The 22,153-nt window shown below is 67.6% G+C and carries 23 protein-coding genes; 5 read left to right on the forward strand and 18 right to left on the reverse strand.

All coding sequences use genetic code 11. The features are described from left to right. Window positions 1-32: 32 nt before the first annotated feature. On the reverse strand, window positions 33-1,883 hold the full coding sequence (gene glmS / locus ACYVII_RS15715; protein WP_460536786.1) for a glutamine--fructose-6-phosphate transaminase (isomerizing): 1,851 nt from the start codon (window positions 1,881-1,883) through the stop codon (window positions 33-35). Window positions 1,884-1,942: 59 nt separating this feature from the next. On the opposite strand from glmS, the gene coaA reads away from it, so the two are divergent. Further along, complete coding sequence (coaA, locus tag ACYVII_RS15720) at window positions 1,943-2,893, forward strand: type I pantothenate kinase (RefSeq protein ID WP_460536788.1); 951 nt, start codon at window positions 1,943-1,945, stop codon at window positions 2,891-2,893. A 46-nt stretch (window positions 2,894-2,939) separates the two neighbouring features. Here coaA and glmM read toward each other — a convergent pair whose 3' ends face one another. The 5 genes from glmM to aceB all read right to left on the reverse strand — a co-directional run bounded on the left by glmM (window position 2,940) and on the right by aceB (window position 8,231). After that, window positions 2,940-4,301, reverse strand: coding sequence for a phosphoglucosamine mutase (gene glmM, locus ACYVII_RS15725; RefSeq protein ID WP_460536790.1), 1,362 nt, complete (start codon window positions 4,299-4,301; stop codon window positions 2,940-2,942). Between the two features lie 29 nt (window positions 4,302-4,330). Next, complete coding sequence (gene rpsI, locus ACYVII_RS15730; RefSeq protein ID WP_440292534.1) at window positions 4,331-4,822, reverse strand: 30S ribosomal protein S9; 492 nt, start codon at window positions 4,820-4,822, stop codon at window positions 4,331-4,333. A 52-nt stretch (window positions 4,823-4,874) separates the two neighbouring features. Further along, window positions 4,875-5,321 (reverse strand): large ribosomal subunit protein uL13, encoded by a 447-nt coding sequence (rplM, locus tag ACYVII_RS15735; protein ID WP_460536792.1) that lies wholly within the window; start codon window positions 5,319-5,321, stop codon window positions 4,875-4,877. Window positions 5,322-5,529: 208 nt separating this feature from the next. Further along, complete coding sequence (gene truA, locus ACYVII_RS15740) at window positions 5,530-6,441, reverse strand: tRNA pseudouridine synthase A (RefSeq protein WP_460536794.1); 912 nt, start codon at window positions 6,439-6,441, stop codon at window positions 5,530-5,532. 191 nt (window positions 6,442-6,632) lie between these two features. After that, window positions 6,633-8,231, reverse strand: coding sequence for a malate synthase A (gene aceB / locus ACYVII_RS15745; RefSeq protein WP_460536796.1), 1,599 nt, complete (start codon window positions 8,229-8,231; stop codon window positions 6,633-6,635). Window positions 8,232-8,459: 228 nt separating this feature from the next. On the opposite strand from aceB, the gene ACYVII_RS15750 reads away from it, so the two are divergent. After that, window positions 8,460-9,224 (forward strand): IclR family transcriptional regulator, encoded by a 765-nt coding sequence (locus tag ACYVII_RS15750; RefSeq protein ID WP_460536798.1) that lies wholly within the window; start codon window positions 8,460-8,462, stop codon window positions 9,222-9,224. Beyond that, complete coding sequence (locus ACYVII_RS15755) at window positions 9,221-10,009, forward strand: SDR family oxidoreductase (RefSeq protein WP_460536800.1); 789 nt, start codon at window positions 9,221-9,223, stop codon at window positions 10,007-10,009. The genes ACYVII_RS15750 and ACYVII_RS15755 overlap by 4 nt, the downstream gene beginning before the upstream one ends. A gap of 41 nt (window positions 10,010-10,050) precedes the next feature. Here the strand turns inward: ACYVII_RS15755 and ACYVII_RS15760 are convergent, their stop codons facing one another. Continuing rightward, entirely contained in the window at window positions 10,051-10,926 is an 876-nt protein-coding gene (locus tag ACYVII_RS15760) for an HpcH/HpaI aldolase/citrate lyase family protein (protein ID WP_460536928.1), read from the reverse strand. 225 nt (window positions 10,927-11,151) lie between these two features. Beyond that, a complete protein-coding gene (locus ACYVII_RS15765) occupies window positions 11,152-12,492 on the reverse strand; it encodes a cation:dicarboxylase symporter family transporter (RefSeq protein ID WP_460536802.1) in 1,341 nt (446 codons plus the stop codon). Window positions 12,493-12,631: 139 nt separating this feature from the next. Between ACYVII_RS15765 and ACYVII_RS15770 the strand changes: the two genes are divergently transcribed. Further along, window positions 12,632-14,332, forward strand: a complete 1,701-nt coding sequence (locus ACYVII_RS15770; protein ID WP_460536804.1) for a sensor histidine kinase — start codon at window positions 12,632-12,634, stop codon at window positions 14,330-14,332. Then, entirely contained in the window at window positions 14,325-15,005 is a 681-nt protein-coding gene (locus ACYVII_RS15775) for a response regulator (protein WP_460536807.1), read from the forward strand. Before ACYVII_RS15770 ends, ACYVII_RS15775 begins: the two co-directional genes overlap by 8 nt. Window positions 15,006-15,061: 56 nt before the next feature. Here the strand turns inward: ACYVII_RS15775 and rplQ are convergent, their stop codons facing one another. From rplQ to secY, 10 genes are all read right to left on the reverse strand, one after another. Further along, a complete protein-coding gene (rplQ, locus tag ACYVII_RS15780; RefSeq protein WP_460536809.1) occupies window positions 15,062-15,667 on the reverse strand; it encodes a bL17 family ribosomal protein in 606 nt (201 codons plus the stop codon). Between the two features lie 45 nt (window positions 15,668-15,712). Further along, the gene (locus ACYVII_RS15785) at window positions 15,713-16,702 is read right to left on the reverse strand and encodes a DNA-directed RNA polymerase subunit alpha (RefSeq protein WP_440293699.1); all 990 of its coding nucleotides are present in this window, start codon (window positions 16,700-16,702) and stop codon (window positions 15,713-15,715) included. Window positions 16,703-16,826: 124 nt separating this feature from the next. Continuing rightward, window positions 16,827-17,225 carry a 30S ribosomal protein S11 gene (rpsK, locus tag ACYVII_RS15790; protein ID WP_170024924.1) on the reverse strand — a complete coding sequence of 133 codons (399 nt, stop codon included), beginning with the start codon at window positions 17,223-17,225 and terminating at the stop codon, window positions 16,827-16,829. A 40-nt stretch (window positions 17,226-17,265) separates the two neighbouring features. Next, the gene (rpsM, locus tag ACYVII_RS15795) at window positions 17,266-17,640 is read right to left on the reverse strand and encodes a 30S ribosomal protein S13 (protein WP_440293700.1); all 375 of its coding nucleotides are present in this window, start codon (window positions 17,638-17,640) and stop codon (window positions 17,266-17,268) included. A gap of 152 nt (window positions 17,641-17,792) precedes the next feature. Further along, entirely contained in the window at window positions 17,793-17,909 is a 117-nt protein-coding gene (gene rpmJ / locus ACYVII_RS15800; protein WP_460536811.1) for a 50S ribosomal protein L36, read from the reverse strand. A 77-nt stretch (window positions 17,910-17,986) separates the two neighbouring features. Next, window positions 17,987-18,208 carry a translation initiation factor IF-1 gene (gene infA, locus ACYVII_RS15805; protein WP_011186713.1) on the reverse strand — a complete coding sequence of 74 codons (222 nt, stop codon included), beginning with the start codon at window positions 18,206-18,208 and terminating at the stop codon, window positions 17,987-17,989. Between the two features lie 233 nt (window positions 18,209-18,441). Continuing rightward, window positions 18,442-19,314 (reverse strand): aminodeoxychorismate lyase, encoded by an 873-nt coding sequence (locus ACYVII_RS15810; RefSeq protein WP_460536813.1) that lies wholly within the window; start codon window positions 19,312-19,314, stop codon window positions 18,442-18,444. Window positions 19,315-19,352: 38 nt separating this feature from the next. Continuing rightward, window positions 19,353-20,135, reverse strand: a complete 783-nt coding sequence (map, locus tag ACYVII_RS15815; protein WP_460536815.1) for a type I methionyl aminopeptidase — start codon at window positions 20,133-20,135, stop codon at window positions 19,353-19,355. A 58-nt stretch (window positions 20,136-20,193) separates the two neighbouring features. Next, on the reverse strand, window positions 20,194-20,823 hold the full coding sequence (locus ACYVII_RS15820; protein ID WP_460536930.1) for an adenylate kinase family protein: 630 nt from the start codon (window positions 20,821-20,823) through the stop codon (window positions 20,194-20,196). A 2-nt stretch (window positions 20,824-20,825) separates the two neighbouring features. Beyond that, the gene (gene secY, locus ACYVII_RS15825) at window positions 20,826-22,148 is read right to left on the reverse strand and encodes a preprotein translocase subunit SecY (protein ID WP_460536817.1); all 1,323 of its coding nucleotides are present in this window, start codon (window positions 22,146-22,148) and stop codon (window positions 20,826-20,828) included. Window positions 22,149-22,153 lie beyond the last annotated feature (5 nt).

The raw sequence follows: 22,153 nt of genomic DNA on the forward strand, positions 1-22,153 counted from the left end.
CGGGCCGCACGCGCGCCGCGGTGTCGCATCCGCTACTCCACCGTGACCGACTTGGCCAGGTTGCGCGGCTGGTCGACGTCGAGGCCCTTGGCGGTCGCGAGCTCCATGGCGAAGATCTGCAGCGGGATGACCGCGAGCAGCGGTTCGAACAGCGGCGCGGCCAGCGGGATGCGCACGACCTCGTCGGCGAACGGCAGCACGGAGGCGTCGCCCTCCTCGGCGATCGCCAGCACCCGAGCGCCGCGGGCGCGGATCTCCTGGATGTTCGAGACCACCTTCTTGTGCATCTCGTCGCTTCCGCGCGGGCTGGGCACGACGACGAAGACCGGCTGGCCGGGCTCGATGAGCGCGATCGGGCCGTGCTTGAGCTCGCCGGCCGCGAAGCCCTCGGCGTGGATGTACGCGAGCTCCTTGAGCTTCAGCGCGCCCTCGAGCGCGATCGGGAAGCCGACGTGCCTGCCCAGGAACAGCACCGCGCGGGTGTCGCTCATCCAGTGCGCCAGCTGGGCGATCGCGTCGCTGGACTCCAGCACGCGCTCGAGCTTGCCGGGGATCGCGGTCAGCTGGTCCAGATTCGCGTGCTGTTCGGCATCCGTCAGCGTTCCGCGCAGCCGTGCCAGGTGCAAGCCGAACAGGTACAGAGCGGTGATCTGCGCGACGAACGCCTTCGTGGAGGCCACCGCGACCTCGGGCCCGGCGTGCGTGTACACGGCGCCGTCCGACTCGCGCGGGATCGTCGCGCCCTGCGTGTTGCAGATCGACAGTGTCTTGGCTCCGGCTTCGCGGGCGAACTTCACCGCCATGAGCGTGTCCATGGTCTCGCCGGACTGGCTGATCGAGACGACCAGCGTCGACGGCGTGATCACCGGGTCGCGGTAGCGGAACTCGTGGCTGAGCTCCACCTCGACCGGGATGCGCGCCCACTTCTCGATCGCGTACGCGCCCACCTGACCCGCGTACGCCGCGGTGCCGCACGCGATGATCGTGATGCGCTCGATGCCGGTCAGCAGGTCGTCGAGGTCCTCGAGCTCGGGGATGACGGCGCGGCCTTCGTGCACGCGGCCGCGCAGGGTGTTGGCGACGGCATCCGGCTCCTCCGCGATCTCCTTGGCCATGAAGCTCGGCCAGCCGCCCTTGTCGGCGGCCGCGGCATCCCACGCCACCTCGAACGGCTCGACCTCGACGGTGTCGCCGGCGAAGTCGGTGACCGTGACGTCGGTCGGCGTGATCACCACGATCTGGTCCTGACCGATGGCGACCGCGCGACGGGTGTGCTCGACGAAGGCGGCGACATCCGACCCGAGGAAGTTCTCGCCGTCGCCGAGCCCGATGACCAGAGGCGAGTTGCGGCGCGCTCCCACCACGACGCCGGGCTGGTCCTCGTGCACGGCCAGAAGCGTGAAGGCCCCGTCGAGCCGCGAGACGACCCGCCGGAACGCCTCGGCCAGATCGCCGGTCTCGCGATACTCACGGCCGAGCAGCGCAGCGGCCACCTCGGTGTCGGTCTCGCTGGCGAAGGTGAAGCCGTCGGCGGCCAGTTCCTCGCGGAGCGCCGCGAAGTTCTCGATGATGCCGTTGTGGATGACGGCCAGCTTGCCGTCGTCGCCGAGGTGCGGATGCGCGTTGCGGTCGGTCGGACCGCCGTGCGTCGCCCAGCGGGTGTGGCCGATCCCGGTGGCGCCGTCGGCGATCGGATGCCTGCCCAGCTCGTCTTCGAGCACGCCCAGCTTGCCGGCGCGCTTGGCGACGCCCAGCCGGCCGGTCGCCGCGTCGATGACGGCGACGCCCGCGGAGTCGTAGCCGCGGTACTCCAGCCGCTTCAGACCGCCTAGCAGCACCTCAAGGGACCGGTCGCTGCCGACGTATCCGACGATTCCGCACATGGGGACCGATTCTAGCGGGGCGACTCTGACACTCCCCTCGCTCACTACACTTGATGCCCATGGCCCCGAACGGCGCGACGCAGTCCGCGCGGATCACCCCGTTCGTCGAACTCGATCGTTCCGCCTGGGCCGAACTGGCCAGAAGCACACCTCAGCCGCTCTCCGAGCTGGAGATCGCCCAACTCCGCGGGTTGGGCGACACCCTCGACATTCGCGAGGTGGCAGAGGTCTACCTCCCGATGAGTCGCCTGCTCAGCATGTACGCGACCGGCACGCAACAGTTGCAGCGCACGACGAGTGACTTCCTGGGTGAGCGCACCGAGCGCACCCCGTTCGTGATCGGCGTCGCCGGGTCGGTCGCCGTCGGCAAGTCGACGACCGCGCGACTGCTGCGCGAACTGCTCAGCCGCTGGCCCACCACCCCGAACGTTCAGCTGGTCACCACCGACGGATTCCTGCTGCCGAACGCGGAGCTGGAACGCCGCGGCCTGATGGGCCGCAAGGGCTTCCCGGAGTCGTACGACCGTCGCGCGCTGCTGCGCTTCGTCACCGCGGTGAAGAGCGGCGTCGATGAGGTGCGCGCGCCGTTCTACTCGCACCTCAGCTACGACATCGTGCCGGACGCGCAGGTGGTGGTCAGGCATCCGGACGTGCTCATCGTCGAGGGCCTCAACGTGCTGCAGCCGGCAGGCGGGGGCAACCGCCTGGCAGTCAGCGACCTCTTCGACTTCAGCGTGTACGTGGATGCCCGTGCCTCCGACATCGAGCGCTGGTACGTCGAGCGGTTCCTCAAGCTGCAGCGCGGCGCATTCGCCGACCCTCAGTCGTACTTCCACCGCTACGCGAGCCTCACCGAGGAGGAGGCTCGCGCGCAGGCGCTGTCGATCTGGCACGCGATCAACGAGCCGAACCTGCTGCAGAACATCCGTCCGACGCGGTCGCGGGCGAAGCTCGTGCTGCGCAAAGACAGCGACCACACGGTGTCGTCCGTGCTGCTCCGCAAGCTGTAGCGCCCGCGCCGGCTCGTTCTCCCGAGAGCACGCTCGCGTGCGCGGGCTACAGCGCGAGCTGCACGCGCACGACCTCGGCGAGCGTCCGAGCGTGATGGTCGGCGGTCTCCTGATCCGCGGCCTCCACCATGACCCGCACCATCGGTTCGGTTCCAGAGGGACGCAGCAGGACGCGCCCGGTCTCGCCCAGCGCGGCTTCTGCCGCAGCGATCGCTGCGGCGATCACGTCGTCCTCGTGCAGGCGATGGTGGTCGACGCCTCGCACGTTCACCAGGATCTGCGGATACACGGTCATGCAGCTCGCCAGCTCGTGCAGGCTCTTGCCCTTGCGCGCCATCTCGCTCACGAGGTGCAATCCGGTCAGGATGCCGTCGCCCGTCGTGGCGAACTCGCGCATGATGACGTGACCCGACTGCTCGCCGCCGAGCGAGAAGTCGTTCTCGTTCATCTTCTCGAGCACGTAGCGGTCGCCGACACTGGTCTGCACGACGTCGATGCCGTGCTCGGCCATGGCCAGCCGCAGCCCGAGGTTGCTCATCACCGTGGTGACGAGCGTGTTGTGCTTGAGAACGCCGCGCTCCGCCATGCTCAGGGCGAGGATCGCCATGATCTGGTCGCCGTCGACGATGTTTCCGTTCGCGTCGACCGCGAGGCACCGGTCAGCATCGCCATCGTGCGCGATGCCGACGTCGGCACCGTGCGCCACGACCGCCTCGGCCAGGTTGTCGATGTGGGTCGAACCGACCCCGTCGTTGATGTTGATGCCGTCCGGGTCGTCGCCGATCACGGTGACGCGAGCACCGGCATCCGTGAACGCCTCGGGTGAGATGCCCGCGGCAGCGCCGTTCGCGCAGTCGAGCAGCACGTGGATGCCGTCAAGCCGGTGCGGCAGGCTGGCCAGCAGGTGCAGCACGTAGCGGTCTTCGGCATCCGCGAACCGGCGGATGCGACCAACCTCGCCACCGGTCGGCGTGAGCTTCGGCTTGCCGAGTGCGGCCTCGATGCGGTCCTCGACGACGTCGGGCAGCTTGGTGCCGCCGCGCGCGAAGATCTTGATCCCGTTGTCGGGCGCCGGGTTGTGCGACGCGGAGATCATCACACCGAAGTCGGCGCCGATGTCGGCGATCAGGAACGCCGCGGCCGGGGTCGGGATGACTCCGGCGTCGAGAACGTCGACGCCGGAGCTGGCCAGACCGGCGGCCACCGCCGCCAGAAGGAACTCACCCGAGACGCGCGGGTCGCGCGCGACAACTGCCACCGGGCGCTTGCCCTGCGCACGCCGGGCCTCCGCGCTGCGTCCCTGCCCGAGCACGACGGCGGCCGCCTGGGCGACGCCCAGGGCGAGGTCCGCCGTCAGCTCGGCGTTCGCCAGTCCGCGAACGCCATCCGTACCGAAAAGACGCGCCATAGCAGCTGCGGGCCTTCTGGGAGGCCGGATCAGCGCTTCGAGTACTGAGGAGCCTTGCGGGCCTTCTTGAGACCGGCCTTCTTACGCTCCTTGACCCGCGCGTCGCGGCTCAGGAAGCCGGCCTTCTTCAGCGTCGGGCGGTTGTTCTCGACGTCGATCCCGTTCAGCGCACGGGCGATGCCGAGACGCAGCGCGCCGGCCTGGCCGGAGGGGCCGCCGCCGGTGATGCGAGCGATGACGTCGTAGCTGCCGAGCAGATCGAGCACCTTGAACGGGTCGGTGATCAGCTGCTGGTGCAGCTTGTTCGGGAAGTAGTCGGCGAACTCACGGCCGTTGACCGTGATGTTGCCGGAGCCCGGAACGAGGCGCACGCGGGCAATGGCCTGCTTGCGACGGCCGACGGCCGCACCGGGAACGTTGAGAACCGGGCGGGGCGCGGCGGGCGCCTCGGTAGCCGGCGTTTCGGTTGTGAAGCTCTGCGGCACGTCCTGGGCCTCGAGCTGGTCGGAGATCTTCGCCACGATGGAATTCAGTCCTTGTCTAAGTCGAGAAGAGTTCTGGTGAGGCCGGCGCTTACTGGGCGACCTGGTCGAAGGTGTACGGCTTCGGCTGCTGAGCCGCGTGCGGGTGCTCGCTGCCCGTGTAGACCTTGAGCTTGCGCAGCTGGGCGCGGCCGATGGAGTTCTTCGGCAGCATGCCGCGAACGGCCTTCTCGACGGCGCGAACAGGGTTCTTCTCGAGAAGCTCGGAGTACGAAACGGCCTTCAGACCGCCCGGGTAGCCGGAGTGGCGGTAGGCCTTTTTCTGCAGCGCCTTCTGGCCGGTCAGGGCGACCTTGTCGGCGTTGACGATGATGACGAAGTCACCGGTGTCGACGTGCGGAGCGAACGTCGGCTTGTTCTTGCCGCGCAGAATGGCGGCGGTGTGGCTGGCCAGGCGGCCGAGCACCACGTCGGTGGCGTCGATGACGACCCAGTCGCGCTGGATCTCGGATGCCTTCGGGCTGAAAGTGCGCGTCACAGTAGTGGCTGCTTTCTTGTGTCGTGGTTGGGTTGGTCGTGAATCCCGCTCCGGCGCGGAGTTGCCGTTTCGATGAAGCGGAAACGCCACTGGTGGAGGGCTCAACTACGGATGCCGCGCCGCAGTCGGCGGACACCAACGGTCAAGCTTACCCGACGCCTTGGATTCCCGCGAATCGTCGCCGGATCACCCGATGGGCCGGCCCCGATCAGAGCACCCGGCGGGCACGGGTCTGCTCGGCACGCGCCGCGAGCTCGGCGCCGTGCGGATACCCCACCTCCATGAGAGTGAGTCCTTTCGCCGGCATCACCTTGAACGCGCTCGTCCGCGCACCGACGTCGCGCAGCAGTACGAGGTCGTCGCGCTCGAGCTTCCCCTCCCCCACCGCGACGCACGCTCCGACGAGAGCCCGCACCATACTGTGGCAGAACGCGTCGGCCTGCAGGCGCGCGACGAGCACGCCGTCCGCGTCCCGGCGCCAGGAGAACTCCTGCAGTGTACGGATGGTCGTCGCCCCCTCACGCGGCTTGCAGTATGCGGCGAAGTCGTGGAGGCCGAGCAGGGTGCCTGCGGCGGCATCCATCTGGTCCGCCTCGAGCGCGGCCGGGTACCACAGCGTGCTGGAGCGGGTCATCGGGTTCTTCGGGGTGGCGGCATCTGCGATGCGGTACTCGTATCGCCGCCAGAGTGCGGAGAAGCGGGCGTCGAACCCCGGTTCGGCCAGTTCGGCCGAACCGACCACGACGTCGGCGTCTGCGGCGCCGAGGATGCCCGTGAGCCGCCTGCGCAGAGCGGCTGCGGCATCCGCGTCGTCGGCCGCGTTGCGAGGCTTGCGCGGGCGCAGCAGGGCGTCCACCTGATCGACGGTGAGGTCCACGTGGGCGACCTGCCCGAGCGCGTGCACACCGGCATCCGTGCGCCCCGCGACCGTCAGCGTGGGCGCCGGCTCGTGGCGGCGGAAGAGAGTGTGCAGGGCCTCCTCGAGCACGCTCTGCACGGTGCGCAGCCCCGGCTGTCTGCTCCAGCCGTTGAACCCGGAGCCGTCGTACGCGATCCCGAGCCGGATGCGTGTGGCGGGGAGCGGTGCGACATCGGTCTCGGTCGCGCCCTCCCCTGCCACTCGGTCATTCTATGAGGCGGCGAGATGACTCAGATGCCCGGCTGCGGATGCGGTCCGCGCCGAAAGCGGCGACGGCATCCGCTGCCCCCGCTCCCGACTGGGGCGGCAGATCCGGCCTGAACCGGTCGGCCGTCACGTAGACGGTACGCACGGGCTGACGCGAGCCGTCGGGGCAGCGGAACCAGCCGTCGTCACGCCACGATCTCGTAGGCCGGCGTCGTCAGGAAGTCGATGTAGTCGTCCTCCGTCGTCAGCCTGCGGATCAGCTCGCGGGCCGGCACGTAGTACCGCTCGAACGACGAGGCGTCCACTTCGCTGCGCAGGCGCTCCGACTCCTCGTCCAGCAGACGTCCGACGAGCTCCGGCGTGGCCTCATTGCCGGTGTCGCTGTACCGCACCCGGTTGTGCACCTGCTGCCACACCTGCGAGCGCGAGATCTCTGCGGTCGCGGCGTCTTCCATGAGGTTGTGGATCGCGACGGCGCCGTTGCCGGAGAGCCACACCGCGGTGTAGGCGACAGCCACGTAGAGGTTGAGGCGCAGTCCGGCCTCGGTCACGTCGCCGGGCGTGGACGACACGTCGAGCAGCTGATCCCCCGTGACGCTGACGTCTTCGCGCAGCTTGTCCAGCTGGTTCGGCTTGTCGCCCAGCACGGCGTCGAACACGTCCATGCAGACCGGCACGAGGTCGGGGTGCGCCACCCACGAGCCGTCGAATCCGTCCGTCGCCTCGCGCAATTTGTCGTCGCGCACCTTGGCGATCGCCGCATCCGTGACTAAAGGATCCTTCCGGTTCGGGATGAACGCCGCCATCCCTCCCATGGCGAACGCGCCGCGTTTGTGGCAGGTGCGCACCAGCAGTTCGGTGTACGCGCGCATGAACGGTGCCGTCATGGAGACGTCGGCGCGGTCCGGAAGGATGAACTCGCTCCCCGCGTCGCGGAAGTACTTGATGATGCTGAAGAGGTAGTCCCAGCGGCCGGCGTTGAGCCCGGATGCATGCTCCCGCAGCTCATAGAGGATCTCCTCCATCTCGAACGCCGCCGGGATCGTCTCGATCAGAACAGTGGCGCGCGCCGTTCCGTGCGGGATGCCCAGCTCGGCTTCCGCGAACGTGTACACGTCGTTCCAGAGCCGCGCCTCGAGATGGCTCTCCGTCTTCGGCAGGTAATAGAACGGTCCCTGCCCGGACTTCGCCAGGTGCGCGGCGTTGTGGAAGAAGTGCAGTCCGAAGTCGACGAGCGCGCCGACCGCATCCCGGCCGTCGAACTGCAGGTTCGACTCGTCCATGTGCCAGCCACGCGGACGCACGATCACGACCGCGGTCGGCGCATCGGTGCGCAGCGCGTAGGTCTTGCCCTCCGGCGAGCTGTAGTGCAGGGTGCCGCGCGCGGCATCCTTGAGGTTCACCTGCGAGTCGATCACGTTGGACCAGTGCGGGGTGTTGGCGTCTTCGAGGTCGGCGAGCCACACCTTCGCACCGGAGTTCATGGCGTTGATCGCCATCTTCGCCGGGGTCGCGGGGCCCGTGATCTCGACCCGGCGGTCGCGCAAGGCCTCCGGCGCGTCCGCGACGCGCCAGTCGCCGGAGCGCACCTCGGCGGTCTCGGGGAGGAAGTCCAGCCGGCCGGTGCGGGCGACCTGCTCGCGGCGCACCCGCCTGGCCGCGATCAGCTCGTCGCGGCGGCCGGCGAACCTCGCGTGCAGCGCGTCGACGAACGCGAGCGCCTCATCGGTCAGGATCTCGTTCGCCCGCTCCACGGTGCTTTGTCGTTTCGCTGTCACGGACACGGCGTGTACTCCTCTGCCTGACGGATATTCAACAACTTTCGCAATATGGATATTATTCTCTACGTACCGGAATTACAAACCAACCGCACCAGCCCCTTCCCGCTCCGCGGTCTGCGGGTCTCTTGGAGAAGCATCCGCAAACTCGGACAGGGGTAAGGAAATGCAGCGCGGTTCGACAAGCGGGGCTTTTCGCATGATGGAATGATCGAACCACGATCAGGAGGAACTGTGACCGATACGCAGGCCAAGGCACCGCCGCGAGTGCAGTCGGTGGAGCGCGTGTTCGAACTGCTCGAGCTCATCACGGATGCCGGCGGCGAGGTGACGCTGAGCGAGCTCGCCGCGTCGACGGACCTGCCGCTGCCCACCATCCACCGTCTGCTCCGCACGCTCGTCTCCCTCGGATACGCACGCCAGGTGCCGAACCGCCGCTACGCGCTCGGACCCCGTCTCATCCGTCTCGGCGAGGGCGCCAACCGCATTCTCGGTTCGCTCGCCCGGCCGCAGCTGGCCTCGCTCGTCAACGACCTCGGCGAGAGCGCGAACATGGCCGTGCTCGACGGCGACATGGTCGTCTACATCGCCCAGGTGCCCTCGCAGCACTCGATGCGCATGTTCACCGAGGTCGGCCGCCGAGCCCACGCGCACGACACCGGCGTCGGCAAGGCGATGCTCGCCCAGCTACCCGAAGACACGGTGCGCGGCATCGTCTCCCGGGTCGGGATGCCCACGCCCACCGCCCACAGCATCGGCAACGTCGACGACCTGCTCACCGAGCTCGCCGCCATCCGCGAGCGCGGCTACGCGATCGACGACGAGGAGCAGGAACTCGGCGTGCGCTGCTACGCCATCACCGTTCCCGGTGCACCGTCGCCGACGGCCATCTCGGTCTCCGGTCCGCTCGCGCGCGTCGACGAGGACTTCGGCGAGCGCGCCGTTCCGCTCCTGAAGGCCGCCGCGGCGCAGATCGCCTCGGAGCTGAACGTCGCATGAGCGGCGCCGGCGGCGCCGATGCCGACGCCACGGGGTCGCCCCATGAACGCGTCGCCGTCGTGACGGGTGCCGGCTCCGGCATCGGCCGTGGCGTCGCCCGCGCGATGCTCGACGACGGCTACCGCGTGGCGCTTCTCGGGCGGCACAGGCACACTCTGGAGGCGACGGCGGACGGGCATCCGCGCGCCCTCGTCGTCCCGGCCGACGTCTCGGACCCGGCCGCCGTCGACGACGCGTTCGGCCAGGTGGAGGCCGCCTGGGGACGCGTCGACGTGCTCTTCAACAACGCCGGCATGTTCCCTCCAGCCGCGTACGTGGACGAACTCGACCTCGCTGACTGGAACGCCGCCGTCGCCGTGAATCTGACCGGTGTCATGCTGTGCAGCGCGGCGGCGATGCGCATCATGAAACGGCAGCGTCCACAGGGCGGCCGCATCATCAACAACGGCTCGATCTCCGCGCACGTTCCGCGGCCGCTCGCCGCCGCCTACACCGCGACCAAGCACGCCGTCTCAGGGCTCACCAAGTCGCTCGAACTAGACGGCCGCGACTTCGGCATCACGTGCGGCCAGATCGACATCGGCAACGCGGCCACCCGCCTCACGGACGACCTCGGGGAGGATGCCGGTGCCCTGCAGCCCAACGGATCGCTGCTCATCGAGCCGACGTTCCCGGTCGAGGATGCGGCACGCGCCGTGCTCTTCATGGCGAACGTGCCGGCATCCGCGACCGTGAACTCGCTGGTGATCACGGCATCCGGCATGCCGTTCGTCGGCCGCGGCTGAGGCGCCCGACGAGCCGTCGGCGTGCGGCGATGGGATGGGCGTCAGCGAGGAGGCGGTGCGACTCCGAACGCCGCTGCCAGTTCGAGGATCTTGCGGGCACGACCGAGGCGAGGCAGGTCGCTGCCGTCGCGGATGATGCGTCCCCTGGCCTCGAAGTCGTCGAGGAACTCCTTCGCCCAGGCGACATCGGTGGGCGTGGGGCTGATGACCTCGTTGATGATCGGCACCTGGTCGTTGGTCAGGCAGAGTTTGCCCGTCATGCCCATGCTGACGGTGACCTGCGACTGCTCGCGCAGCACAGGATGGCTCGTTCCGACCGTCGGGCCGTCGATCGGGCCTGGCAGTTTGCCGCACCGGCTGGCGACGACGAGCTTCGCGCGCGGGTAGGCCATCGCCATGTTGTCGGCGGCCATGCCCGTGTCGCGGCGGAAGTCGCCCGAACCGAACGCGAGCCGGAAGGCGCCCTCGGCGCGCGCGATGTCGGGGGCGCATTCGATCCCGATCGCAGACTCGACGAGCGCGATCACTCGGGTGCGAGCCCCGAGCACGTGGTAGGTGTTCGTCACCTGAGACGGGTCTTCCGTCTTGGCGAGCATGACTCCCTGCAGGCCGGGAAGCTCGCGCAGAGCGCGCAGATCGTCGGCCCAGTAGGGGGTGGTCACATCGTTGACGCGCACCCACGCCTCACCGCCGCCGACCAGCCAGCGGGCGACATCCTCACGCGCTTCCTCCTTGTGCGAGGGGTCGACCGCGTCTTCGATGTCGAGGATGACCGCATCTGCCGATCCGTTCGCCGCCGTGTCGAAGTCCTCAGGCTTCGTGCCGGGCACGAGCAGCCACGACCGGGCGTGCTCTGCCGGGGGGCGCGGTAGGCGCTTCGGGGTCGAAGCGGGAGTCTGCGACTCCTCCGCGATCATGTCGTCCACACTGACTCCTGGGACTCGCTATTCCGGATGCTTTCGCAATCTGGAATATGGATGTTGCGTAGTGAAAATACTACGAGGTTCTGTTCAATTTCAAAGCGGGCACCGCGGCTGACCGCGGTGCCCTTGCTCGCGTACCGGGAAACGGAGCCTCGGCCGTGAGCTGGGCACGCGGGCAAGTCTACGAAAGCGAGCCCGCGTGGCCCTGCGCGCTGCGGTCTATTCCTTGGCTACCGGTGGGGTGAGCTGGCGTTCCGGCGTCTCATCTGTGGAAACGCTCATGGTCTGCTCATCGAACGGCAGCTCGCCGTGGAGCACTCGGTGCGCACGGCTCTTGTCGATCTCCCTGGTCCAGGTGCCCACCAGCACGGTGGCGACCGCGTTGCCGGTGAAGTTCGTCAGCGCACGGGCCTCCGACATGAACCGATCGATCCCGACGATGAGGCCGACACCGTCGAGCAGCTGCGGACGGTAGACCTGCAGTCCCCCGGCGAGTGTGGCGAGACCGGCTCCGCTGACCCCGGCAGCGCCCTTCGACGCGATCATCATGAACAGCAGCAACGCGAGCTGCTCGCCGATCGACATCGGCTTCCCGACGGCGTTGGAGACGAAGATCGACGCCATCGTGAGATAGATGGCGGTGCCATCGAGATTGAACGAGTAGCCGGTCGGTACGGTGATGCCGACGACCGGCTTCGAGACCCCCAAATGCTCCATCTTGGCGATCAGCCGGGGAAGCGCCGCCTCCGACGACGATGTCGAGAAGATGATCAGGTACTCCCGCGCGAGGTACTTCATCAGGCTGAAGATGCTGATGCCGCTGGCCAGGCGCAGCACTGTCCCGAGCACGAGCACGATGAACACGACGCACGTGATGTAGAAGCCGCCCATCATGGTCGCCATCCCCACGAGTGCTTTGCCGCCGCTGGCGCCCACCACCGCCGCGATCGCGCCGAATGCGCCGAGCGGTGCCACCCACATGATCATCATGAGGATCCGGAAGACCAGCACCTGAGCGATCTCGATCACCTTCAAGACGGACCGACCAGCACCACCCATGCGCTGCAACGCGAACCCCGTGATGAGGGCGATCAGCAGAGCCTGCAGCACGTTCCCACTGGTCAGCGCGGAGAACAGGGAGACCGGGATGATGCCGAGGATGAAGCCGGATGCCGTCGAGTCGCCCGTCGAGGCCGCCTGGTAGTGCGCACCCGAGAGATCGAGCCCGCTTCCCGGGTTCAGCAGGTTGCCAACTAGGAGTCCGATACCCAGGGCGAACGTCGACATGATGATGAAGTAGCCGAGGGCGAGCCCGCCGATCTTGCCGACCGTTGCCGCTTTCGAGATGGATCCGACGCCCAGCACGATGGTGCAGAAGATCACCGGCGTGATCATCATCTTGATCAGGTTGACGAACCCGGTTCCGATCGGCTGCAAGGCGACCGCGAATCCAGGGAAGATGAGCCCGACTGCGATGCCGGCGACCACGCCGACGATCACGAGCAGGTAGAGGAGATGCGTCTTGTCCAAGCGCTTCTGTCGTAGTGGCGTCGTTGCCATCTGGGGATTCCTTTGATCTAGCCTGCGTCTCGCAGGTCGTCCGACGGGATCGCCCCATACTCGCCGTGGCCAGTTTCGTCTCGATGCTTGTGTTCATACTGTTCGCGCCGCAGCGTTCCGTCAGGGGAGAGAATGACGTGTGATCAAGCGGCTGATCCATCGAGGTAGCGTCGCCTCCAGGCTCTTCGCCGCGCAGTCCGTCTTCGTGCTCGCGCTCAGCGGCGTCGCCCTGATCGGTCTCTGGCTGGATGCGAACCAGCGCGTCGACCAGACCGCCCGGGCGCGCACGCAGTCGGTCGCGGCATCCATCGCCGACGACCCCTACGTCGTGGCGGCCGTGCAGAAGCCAGACCCCTCGGCGACGCTCGAGCCGTACGCCGTGCGGCAGATGCGCGACTCCGACGTCGACTTCATCACGATCATGAGCAAGGCCGGTATCCGCTACACCCATCCGGATCCCGCAGAGATCGGCAAGAGGTACATCGGCACCATCGGACCGGCTCAGCGCGGCCATCCGCTGACCGAGACCTACACGGGCACGCTGGGCCCGTCGGTTCGCTCGGTCTTTCCGGTCTTCGGCGCCGGTCACAAGGTGGTGGCGCTCGTCTCGGCCGGTGTCACCGTGGGTAGCGTGGCCGCCACGGTGAACGCGCAATTGCCGTTCGTCGTCGGCTCAGCCCTCGTGCTGCTCCTGCTCGGCGGCCTCGAGGCGCTGCTGCTGCATCGTTACCTGAATCGGGTCACGCACAGCATGGGTCCGGAGCAACTCGAGCGCATGTTCTCGTACTACGAGGCGGTGCTCTACTCCGTGCGGGAGGGGCTGCTCCTGGTGGATGCCGACGGCGCGGTCACCCTCTACAACCAGCCGGCCGCTCAGCTGCTCAACCTGCCGATGCCGGATGTGAACGACAGGCAGGCCAGGATGCCGGTGGCCGAGATGCCGATACCGGAGACGTTGCGCGACATCCTCGCCGGTGGCGGCCGCGTCCACGATCTGGTGCAGCTGACGGATGACCGCGTGCTCGTCATCAACCAGGAGCCGGCGAGAGCGCCCGGTGGTTCGCGCCTGCCAGCCAGGCTCGGAACGGTGACCACGATCCGCGATCACACGGAGCTTCAGCAGCTGACCGGTGAACTGCAGACGATGCGCACACTGGCCGACTCACTGCGCGCCCAGACCCACGAGTTCTCCAACAAGCTGCACACGATGGTGTCGCTGATCGAACTCGACCGCACCGACGAGGCCCTGGACTTCGCGACCGAGGAGTTGCAGGTCAATCAGCTGCTGGCCGATCAGGTGGTCGGTGCGATCGACGAACCCGTGCTGGCCGCACTCGTGCTGGGCAAGACGAGCCAGGCCCAGGAACGGGGAGTGCAGCTTCGGGTGAGTACCGAGTCGGCGAGCATGCGACCGAACCTGAACCAGGCCGATCTGGTCACCATCGTCGGCAACCTGCTCGACAACGCGATCGACTCCGCCGCGGATTCGGCGGACTCCTGGGTCGCCCTCGAACTGTCGATGGGGAGCGAAGGCGGCGTCGGTCCGGCGTTTCTGATCCGGGTCTCCGACAGCGGTCCTGGCATAGCGCCCGAACACGAGGACGTCATCTTCGAGCGCGGATACTCCACCAAGCAGTCCGGCCACAACCGCGGATACGGCCTGGCTCTCGTCGCTCAGGCCGTTCGCCGCAGCGGCGGGTCGATCCGGCATCTGAAGGGCGCGACGGGCGCTGTCTTCGTCGTCGCCCTGCCTCTGCCCGCTACGACGGCCCACCCGGGATCGGCAGAGTCCGAAGACGACGCGACAGCATCAGGCAAGGCCGCGGCATCCGATGATTAGCGTCCTGGTCGTCGAAGACGAGGAGATCGCGGCCGCCGCGCACGCGGAGTACGTGCGGCGGGTCGAGGGATTCCGGCTCGCCGGCGTTGCCAGAACCGGTGAAGAGGCGATGCGGATGCTCCGCGCGGCTCGCGCCGGCGACATCGACCTGGTGCTGCTCGACATGAACCTCCCCGACCTGCCGGGCCTCATTGTCGCGGGGCGGGTTCGCGCCCTCGGAATCCCGGCTGACATCATCGCGGTCACGGCCGTGCGGGAACTGGGTATGGTGCGTGGCGCGCTCTCCCTAGGGGTCGTGCAGTACCTGATCAAGCCCTTCACCTTCGCCGCGCTGCGGGACAAGCTGGAGCACTATCGGCAGTTCAGGCAATCGCTGCCGCATGGATCCGTTCAGACGACGCAGGCGGAGGTCGATCGGGCACTCGCGGCGCTGCGCGCCCCGTCGCCTCTTTCGATGCCCAAGGGCCTGTCGCCCGACACGCTCGAGCGGGTGACGGACCTGCTGCGCACCGAGGGTCACGCGTTCTCGGCCGCCGAGGTCTCTTCGACTCTCGCCATCTCGCGCGTCACAGCACGGCGATACCTGGAGCACCTGGCGGACAGCGGCCTCGTCCGCAGGTCGCCTCGCCACGGAACGCCGGGACGTCCTGAGCTCGAGTACCGACTGAAATGAGCGGAGCCCCCGGCCATCCATCGGATGTCCGGGGGCTCCAGCGTCATGCGCTGACGCTACTTCGTGGCATCCTCGCCGGCGTCGACGCTCTCGTCGTCGGTGCCGGTGGCCTCGACCGCCTCGGCAGCCTCCTCCGAAGCCTCGGCCTCAGCTGCCTGCTCCTCGGCCGGTGCGCTCTCCGGGGTCTCCTCGACCTCGGCGGCGGCCTCGTCGTTCGTAGCAGCCTCGGCGGCTTCGGCCTCCTCAGCGGCGACCTTCGCGGCCGGCGACGGCGGCGCGGCGGGAGCCTTGCGCTTCGGCGTGACCGGCTCGAGCACGAGCTCGATGACCGCCATGGGGGCGTTGTCGCCCTTGCGGTTGCCGATCTTGGTGATGCGGGTGTAGCCGCCAGCACGGTCGGCCACCTGCGGTGCGATCACGTCGAAGAGCTCGTAGACCACACCCTTGTCGTGGATGGTCGCGAGCACGCGACGGCGAGCGTGCAGGTCGCCGCGCTTGGCGAACGTGATCAGGCGCTCGGCGAGCGGACGAAGGCGCTTCGCCTTGGTCTCGGTCGTCGTGATGCGCTTGTGCGTGAACAGCGCAGCGGCCAGGTTCGCGAGCAGGAGTCGCTCGTGGGCAGGGCCGCCTCCGAGACGGGGACCCTTGGTCGGCTTAGGCATTGTCTTTCTCCGTTGTCAGTAAGGGGATGAGCTGCGTGCGACGACTCAGCGGTACTCGTCGTCGCCGGCGCTGTAGAAGTGGGTGCCGTCGAACCCGGGGACCGAGTCCTTGAGCGACAGGCCCATCTCCGTCAGCTTGTCCTTGACCTCATCCACCGACTTCTGACCGAAGTTGCGGATGTTCATGAGCTGCGTCTCGGAGAGCGAGACCAGTTCGCTGACGTTGTTGATGCCCTCACGCTTGAGGCAGTTGTACGACCGCACCGAGAGCTCGAGGTCCTCGATCGGCATCGAGAGCTCGGAGCTGAGCACCGCGTCGACCGGCGCGGGGCCGATCTCGATGCCCTCGGCCTGCGAGTTGAGCTCGCGGGCCAGGCCGAACAGCTCGGTGAGCGTGCGACCGGCGGAGGCGATGGCATCCCGCGGGCTGATCGCCGGCTTGGTCTCCACGTCGACCACGAGGCGGTCGAAGTCGGTGCGCTCACCGGCACGCGTGGCCTCCACGCGGTACGTGACCTTGAGCACGGGCGAGTAGATCGAGTCGATCGGGATCTGCCCGGCCTCGCTGTACTCGTTGCGGTTCTGCTGTGCAGAGACGTAGCCGCGGCCGCGCTCGATGGTCAGCTCGACCTCGAAGCGGGCGTTCTCGTTCAGGGTCGCGATGACCAGCTCGGGGTTGTGGATCTCCACGCCGGCCGGTGCGGAGATGTCCGCGGCGGTGACCTCACCGGAGCCCGTCTTGCGCAGGTAGGCGGTGATCGGCTCGTCGTGCTCGCTGGAGACGACCAGTCCCTTGATGTTGAGGATGATCTCGGTGACATCCTCCTTCACGCCCGGGATGGTGGTGAACTCGTGCAGCACGCCGTCGATGCGGATGCTCGTGACCGCCGCGCCCGGAATGGACGACAGCAGCGTGCGGCGGAGCGAGTTCCCGAGCGTGTACCCGAAGCCCGGCTCGAGCGGCTCGATCACGAACCGCGAGCGGAATTCCGAGATGTTCTCTTCGGTGAGCGTGGGGCGCTGTGCGATGAGCACTATTGATTCCTTTCGGCTAAGCGTCCGCTATATGACGCTTGCTCTGTTCAGGTATTGAGTTATATCCACTCGCGGGCGGCGACCGCGAAGCGGCCGCCGCCCGCTTGAGCGGCAAGTGTCACTGTCAGACGCGGCGACGCTTCGGCGGGCGGCAGCCGTTGTGCGCCTGCGGTGTCACGTCGTTGATCGAGCCCACCTCGAGACCCGCGGCCTGAAGCGAACGGATCGCGGTCTCGCGGCCCGATCCCGGTCCCTTGACGAAGACGTCGACCTTCTTCATGCCGTGCTCCTGCGCCTGGCGGGCGGCCGACTCGGCGGCCAGCTGGGCCGCGAACGGCGTGGACTTGCGGGAGCCCTTGAACCCGACGCCACCGGAGGACGCCCAGCTGATCACGGCGCCGTTGGTGTCGGTGATGGAGACGATCGTGTTGTTGAACGTCGACTTGATGTGGGCCTGGCCCACTGCGATGTTCTTCTTTTCCTTCTTGCGCGGCTTGCGAGCGGCCGTCTTGGGTGCTGCCATGTTTTCCTACTCCTGAGATCTCGAAGCGCTGGCTGAGGGCCTAGCGGGCCTTCTTCTTGCCGGCGACGGTGCGCTTCGGTCCCTTGCGGGTGCGCGCGTTGGTCTTGGTGCGCTGGCCGCGCACGGGCAGGCCGCGACGGTGGCGCAGGCCCTGGTACGAACCGATCTCGACCTTGCGGCGGATGTCGGCGGCGACCTCGCGGCGAAGGTCACCCTCCACCTTGTAGTTGCCCTCGATGTAGTCGCGGAGGGCGACGAGCTGGTCGTCGGTGAGGTCCTTGACCCGGACGTCACCGGAGATTCCGGTTGCCTTCAGGGTCTCGAGCGCCCGGGTGCGGCCGATTCCGTAGATGTAGGTGAGTGAGACCTCCACGCGCTTCTCGCGCGGGATGTCGACGCCTGCTAGACGTGCCATGTGCGGCTTCTCCTGTTGATCAGGTGGAGGTGTGGAACAGCATCGGTGCCCGGGCCTCCGACCCGAGGTGTCCACCGCTCACACGGTTTTGCGATGCTGCTGTTCTTCGCGATGTTGAGTTGTGTGCCGGATGTCAGGCATCCGGAAACCTTTTAGCCTTGCCGCTGCTTGTGGCGCGGGTTCGATGAGCAGATGACCATCACGCGGCCGTTGCGGCGAATGACGCGGCAGTGCTCGCAGACGGGCTTGACGGAGGGCTTGACCTTCATGAGTGATTCCTTATCGCTGTCGTCGTGCTCCACGACACACGTGTCCGTGGTGTGGGCCGTTACTTTCCGACGCCGATTTACTTGTAGCGGTAGACGATGCGGCCACGGGTGAGGTCGTAGGGGCTCAGCTCCACGATCACGCGGTCCTCAGGGAGGATGCGGATGTAGTGCTGACGCATCTTGCCCGAGATGTGGGCGAGAACCTTGTGTCCGTTGGTGAGCTCAACGCGGAACATCGCGTTGGGCAGCGCCTCGATGACAGATCCCTCGATCTCGATAACGCCGTCTTTTTTGGCCATAGCCTCACTATCGCTTCAGGCACATCGGTGCCGGTCGTGCGGTGGATGGATGGTGCCCGGTCGAACCATGCGGACGACCCGGGGAGCACACCGCGAAAACGGGTGCAAGACACCAAAGATCTATCCTAGGCCATCGCAGGCTGCTTCGCCACTCGGATGCCGCGTGGCCTCTGGTGCAACGCGGGCGAGCGGCGTATGATTCCCGCCGCCCTTCCGTCCGAACGGCGTCGCGCTCAGTCCTCCCGGGCGAGCAGTGCCTCGTTCATCGCGCGGGTCAGCTCCGGATCGACCGCCACTTCGGCCTCGTCGACGTGGGTGATCGGGGTGGCCAGCCGCACGCTGGAGACCAGCCAGAGCGCATCCGCCCGCAGCAGATCGGATGCCGGCACGAGGGCCTCTTCGGTGCTCAAACCGCGGTCGGTCGCGAACGCGAACACGCTGAGCTGGCTGGTGCCCGGCAGGATGCCGATGTCAGTTCGCGGCGTCGCGATGCGGTCGCCGAAACGCAGGATGACCGTCGAGGTAGGCGCCTCCATGACGTAGCCGTCGGAGGTGACGAAGATCACATCGTCGGCTCCCCGCCTTCGTGCCTCACGGAGCGCCGCCATGTTCACCGCGTACGACAGCGTCTTCGCGCCGGGCAGCAGCCACGGTGCACGCTGAGCGACGTCGCTGGTGTATCCGCGATCGAGCGTCACGACCCGGATGCCGGTCTCCCGCTCGGCGAAGTCGCCATCGGCCGGTGACGCGACGATCCAGGCGGTCGGCTTTCCGCTGCCCTCGATGCCGCGCGTCAGCACGATCTTGATCCCGCCCTGACGATCGGTGGGCAGGGATGCCGCCGCCTCGGTGATCGCGTGCCGCCACTGCTCCTCGTTCGGCTCCGGCAGGTCGAGCAGGGCCGCGGAGTGCGCGAGCCGCTTGAGGTGCGCATCCAGTGCCTGCGGATGCCCGCCGACGACGCCGATCGTCTCGAAGACGCCGTCGCCGCGCGCAGGGCCCAGATCGCGAACGTCGAGCGTGGGAACGCCCGCCTCGACCCGACGCAGCGCCGACTCGGAGGCCGGCTCACCGGCGGGAAGCACATCGAGCATGAACACGGGCATGGCTCGAGCCTACGCCGCGGCTCGCCCTGTTCCCGTTCTCACGCCGGCCGCACCGGGGTGATGCCGAAGGGCTTCAGGCCGGCTGCCCCACCGTCGTGCGCGGTGAGCACCCAGACGCCGTCCTTGTGCACGGCCACGGAGTGCTCCCAGTGCGCGGCCGATGCGCCGTCTTCGGTGGCGACCGTCCAGCCGTCGTCGCGCACGTACGTGTCGGGCGCCCCGCTCACCACCATCGGCTCGATCGCCACCACGAGCCCTGGGCGCACCTCAGGGCCCTTCTGCCGCACGCTGTAGTTGAACACCGGCGGAGCCTCGTGCATGCGGCGGCCGATGCCGTGACCGATGTAGTCGGTGAGGATGCCGTACTCCCCCTGCGAGAGGATGTACTCCTCGATCGCGTCCCCAACCTCGTTCAGGTGGGATGCCCGCGACAGCGCCGCGATGCCGTGCCACAGCGACTGCTCGGTCACCTCGCTGAGCGCACGCCGCTCCGCCACGAGATCGGCCCGATCCGGATCGTCCAGCACGACGGTGAACGCGGCGTCGCCGTTCCAGCCGCCCAGGATCGCCCCGGAGTCGACCGAGAGGATGTCGCCGGGCGCCAGCATCCGTTCCCCCGGGATGCCGTGCACCACCTCGTCGTTCACCGAGGCGCAGATCGTGTGCCGGTACCCGGGCTCGAGCTTGAAGTTGGATGCCCCGCCGCGTGCGACGATGGCGCTCTCGGCGAGGCTGTCCAGCTCGAGCGTCGAGACGCCGGGCCGCACTGCGCTGCGAACGGCGTCCAGACTGTCCGCGGTCGCCAAACCGGGCTCGAGCATGAGTCTGAGTTGTGCGGGCGTCTTGTAGATCGACCGCCGGATGCCTACCACTGCGGGACTAGGCGGCAGCGGTGTCGCCGACCACCCCGATGCCCCGGGTGGCCAGCGCCTCGCGGATGCGCGCCGCGACCTCGTCGACGCTTCCGATGCCGTCCACCTCGACGAGCAGATCACGGTCGCGGTACACGTCGATGATCGGTGCCGTCTGCTGGGCGTAGACGTCCTGCCGGTGCCGGATCGCCTCTTCGGTGTCGTCAGCACGTCCCTGCTCGTGGGCACGATGCGTCAGGCGGCGGACCAGCTCGTCGCGGTCCGCGGTGAGGCGCACGACGGCCTCAAGCTTGCCGTCGGCTGCCAGAAGCTCGTCGAGGTACCGCACCTGCTCCAGCGTGCGCGGGTAGCCGTCGAGCAGGAAGCCCTTGGCGGCGTCCGGTTCGGCGAGCCGGTGCGCGACCAGCTCGTTCGTGAGGTCGTCGGGAACGTAGTCGCCGGCATCCACGATCGCCTTCACCCGCACCCCGAGCTCGGTCTGGTGCGTGATGTGGAAGCGGAAGATGTCGCCGGTGGAGATGGCCGGAATGCCGAACGCATCGGCGATGAAGGTCGCCTGCGTACCCTTGCCCGATCCGGGCGGGCCGACGATGAGGAGCCGTGCTCCCCGTTCCCGGTTGGACTCTTGGAGCGACACGGTCAACGGAGCAACCCTTCGTAGTGCCTCTGCTGCAGTTGCGAGTCGATCTGCTTGACCGTCTCGAGTCCGACGCCCACGATGATCAGGATCGAGGTGCCGCCGAACATGAAGTTCTGGCTGGTGCCGAGCAGCGAGAACGCCACCAGCGGGATGAGTGCGACGATCGCCAGGTAGATCGACCCGGGCAGGGTGATGCGCGTCAGCACGAAGTCGAGGTACTCGGCGGTGGGGCGGCCGGCCCGAATGCCGGGGATGAAGCCGCCGTACTTCTTCATGTTGTCGGCGACTTCTTCCGGGTTGAACGTGATCGCGACGTAGAAGTACGTGAAGCCGATGATCAGGAGCGCGTACAGCAGCATGTACAGCGGATGATCGCCCTTGGTCAGGTAGTCGGTGATCCAGCTCACCCAGGGCGCGGGTGCCTTGCCGGGAGCCGGCTGATTGAACTGTGCGATCAGCGCGGGCAGGTACAACAGGCTCGAGGCGAAGATGACCGGGATCACGCCCGCCATGTTCACCTTGATCGGGATGTACGTGTTGTTGCCACCGTATGTTCGACGCCCGACCATGCGCTTCGCGTACTGCACGGGGATGCGCCGCTGCGACTGCTCGACGAACACCACCGCCGCGACGATGAACAGCCCGATGACGATCACGACCAGGAAGATCTCGAAGCCGGAAGTCTGCTCGACGGCCCAGAGCGAGGCGGGGAACTGCGCGGCGATCGACGTGAAGATCAGCAGCGACATGCCGTTGCCGATGCCCTTCTCGGTCACCAGCTCGCCCATCCACATGATGAGACCCGTGCCGGCGGTCATCGTGACGACCATGAGCAGCACCGCGTACCACGAGTCATCCGTCACCAGCTGCGAGCACTGCGAGGTGCTGTTGGAGCCGAACAGGGCACCGCTGCGCGCCACCGTGATGAGCGTCGTGGACTGCAGAACGCCCAGCGCGATGGTGAGGTAGCGGGTGTACTGGGTCAGCTTGGACTGGCCGGCCTGCCCCTCCTTGTACAGGGCCTCGAAGTGCGGGATGACCACACGCAGCAACTGCACGATGATCGACGCCGTGATGTACGGCATGATCCCCAGCGCGAAGATGGAGAGCTTCAGAAGCGCACCACCGCTGAACAGGTTCACCAGCTCATACAGGCCCGTCGTGCCCTGGTTCGCCGACAGACACGCCTGGACGTTGCTGAAGTCGACGAACGGCGCAGGGATGAACGAGCCCAGACGGAACAACGCGATGATCCCCAGGGTGAAGCCGATCTTCTTGCGAAGATCAGGCGTGCGGAGAATTCGCACGATGGCGTTGAACAAGTGGG

The organism is Humibacter ginsengiterrae (genome assembly GCF_054780115.1).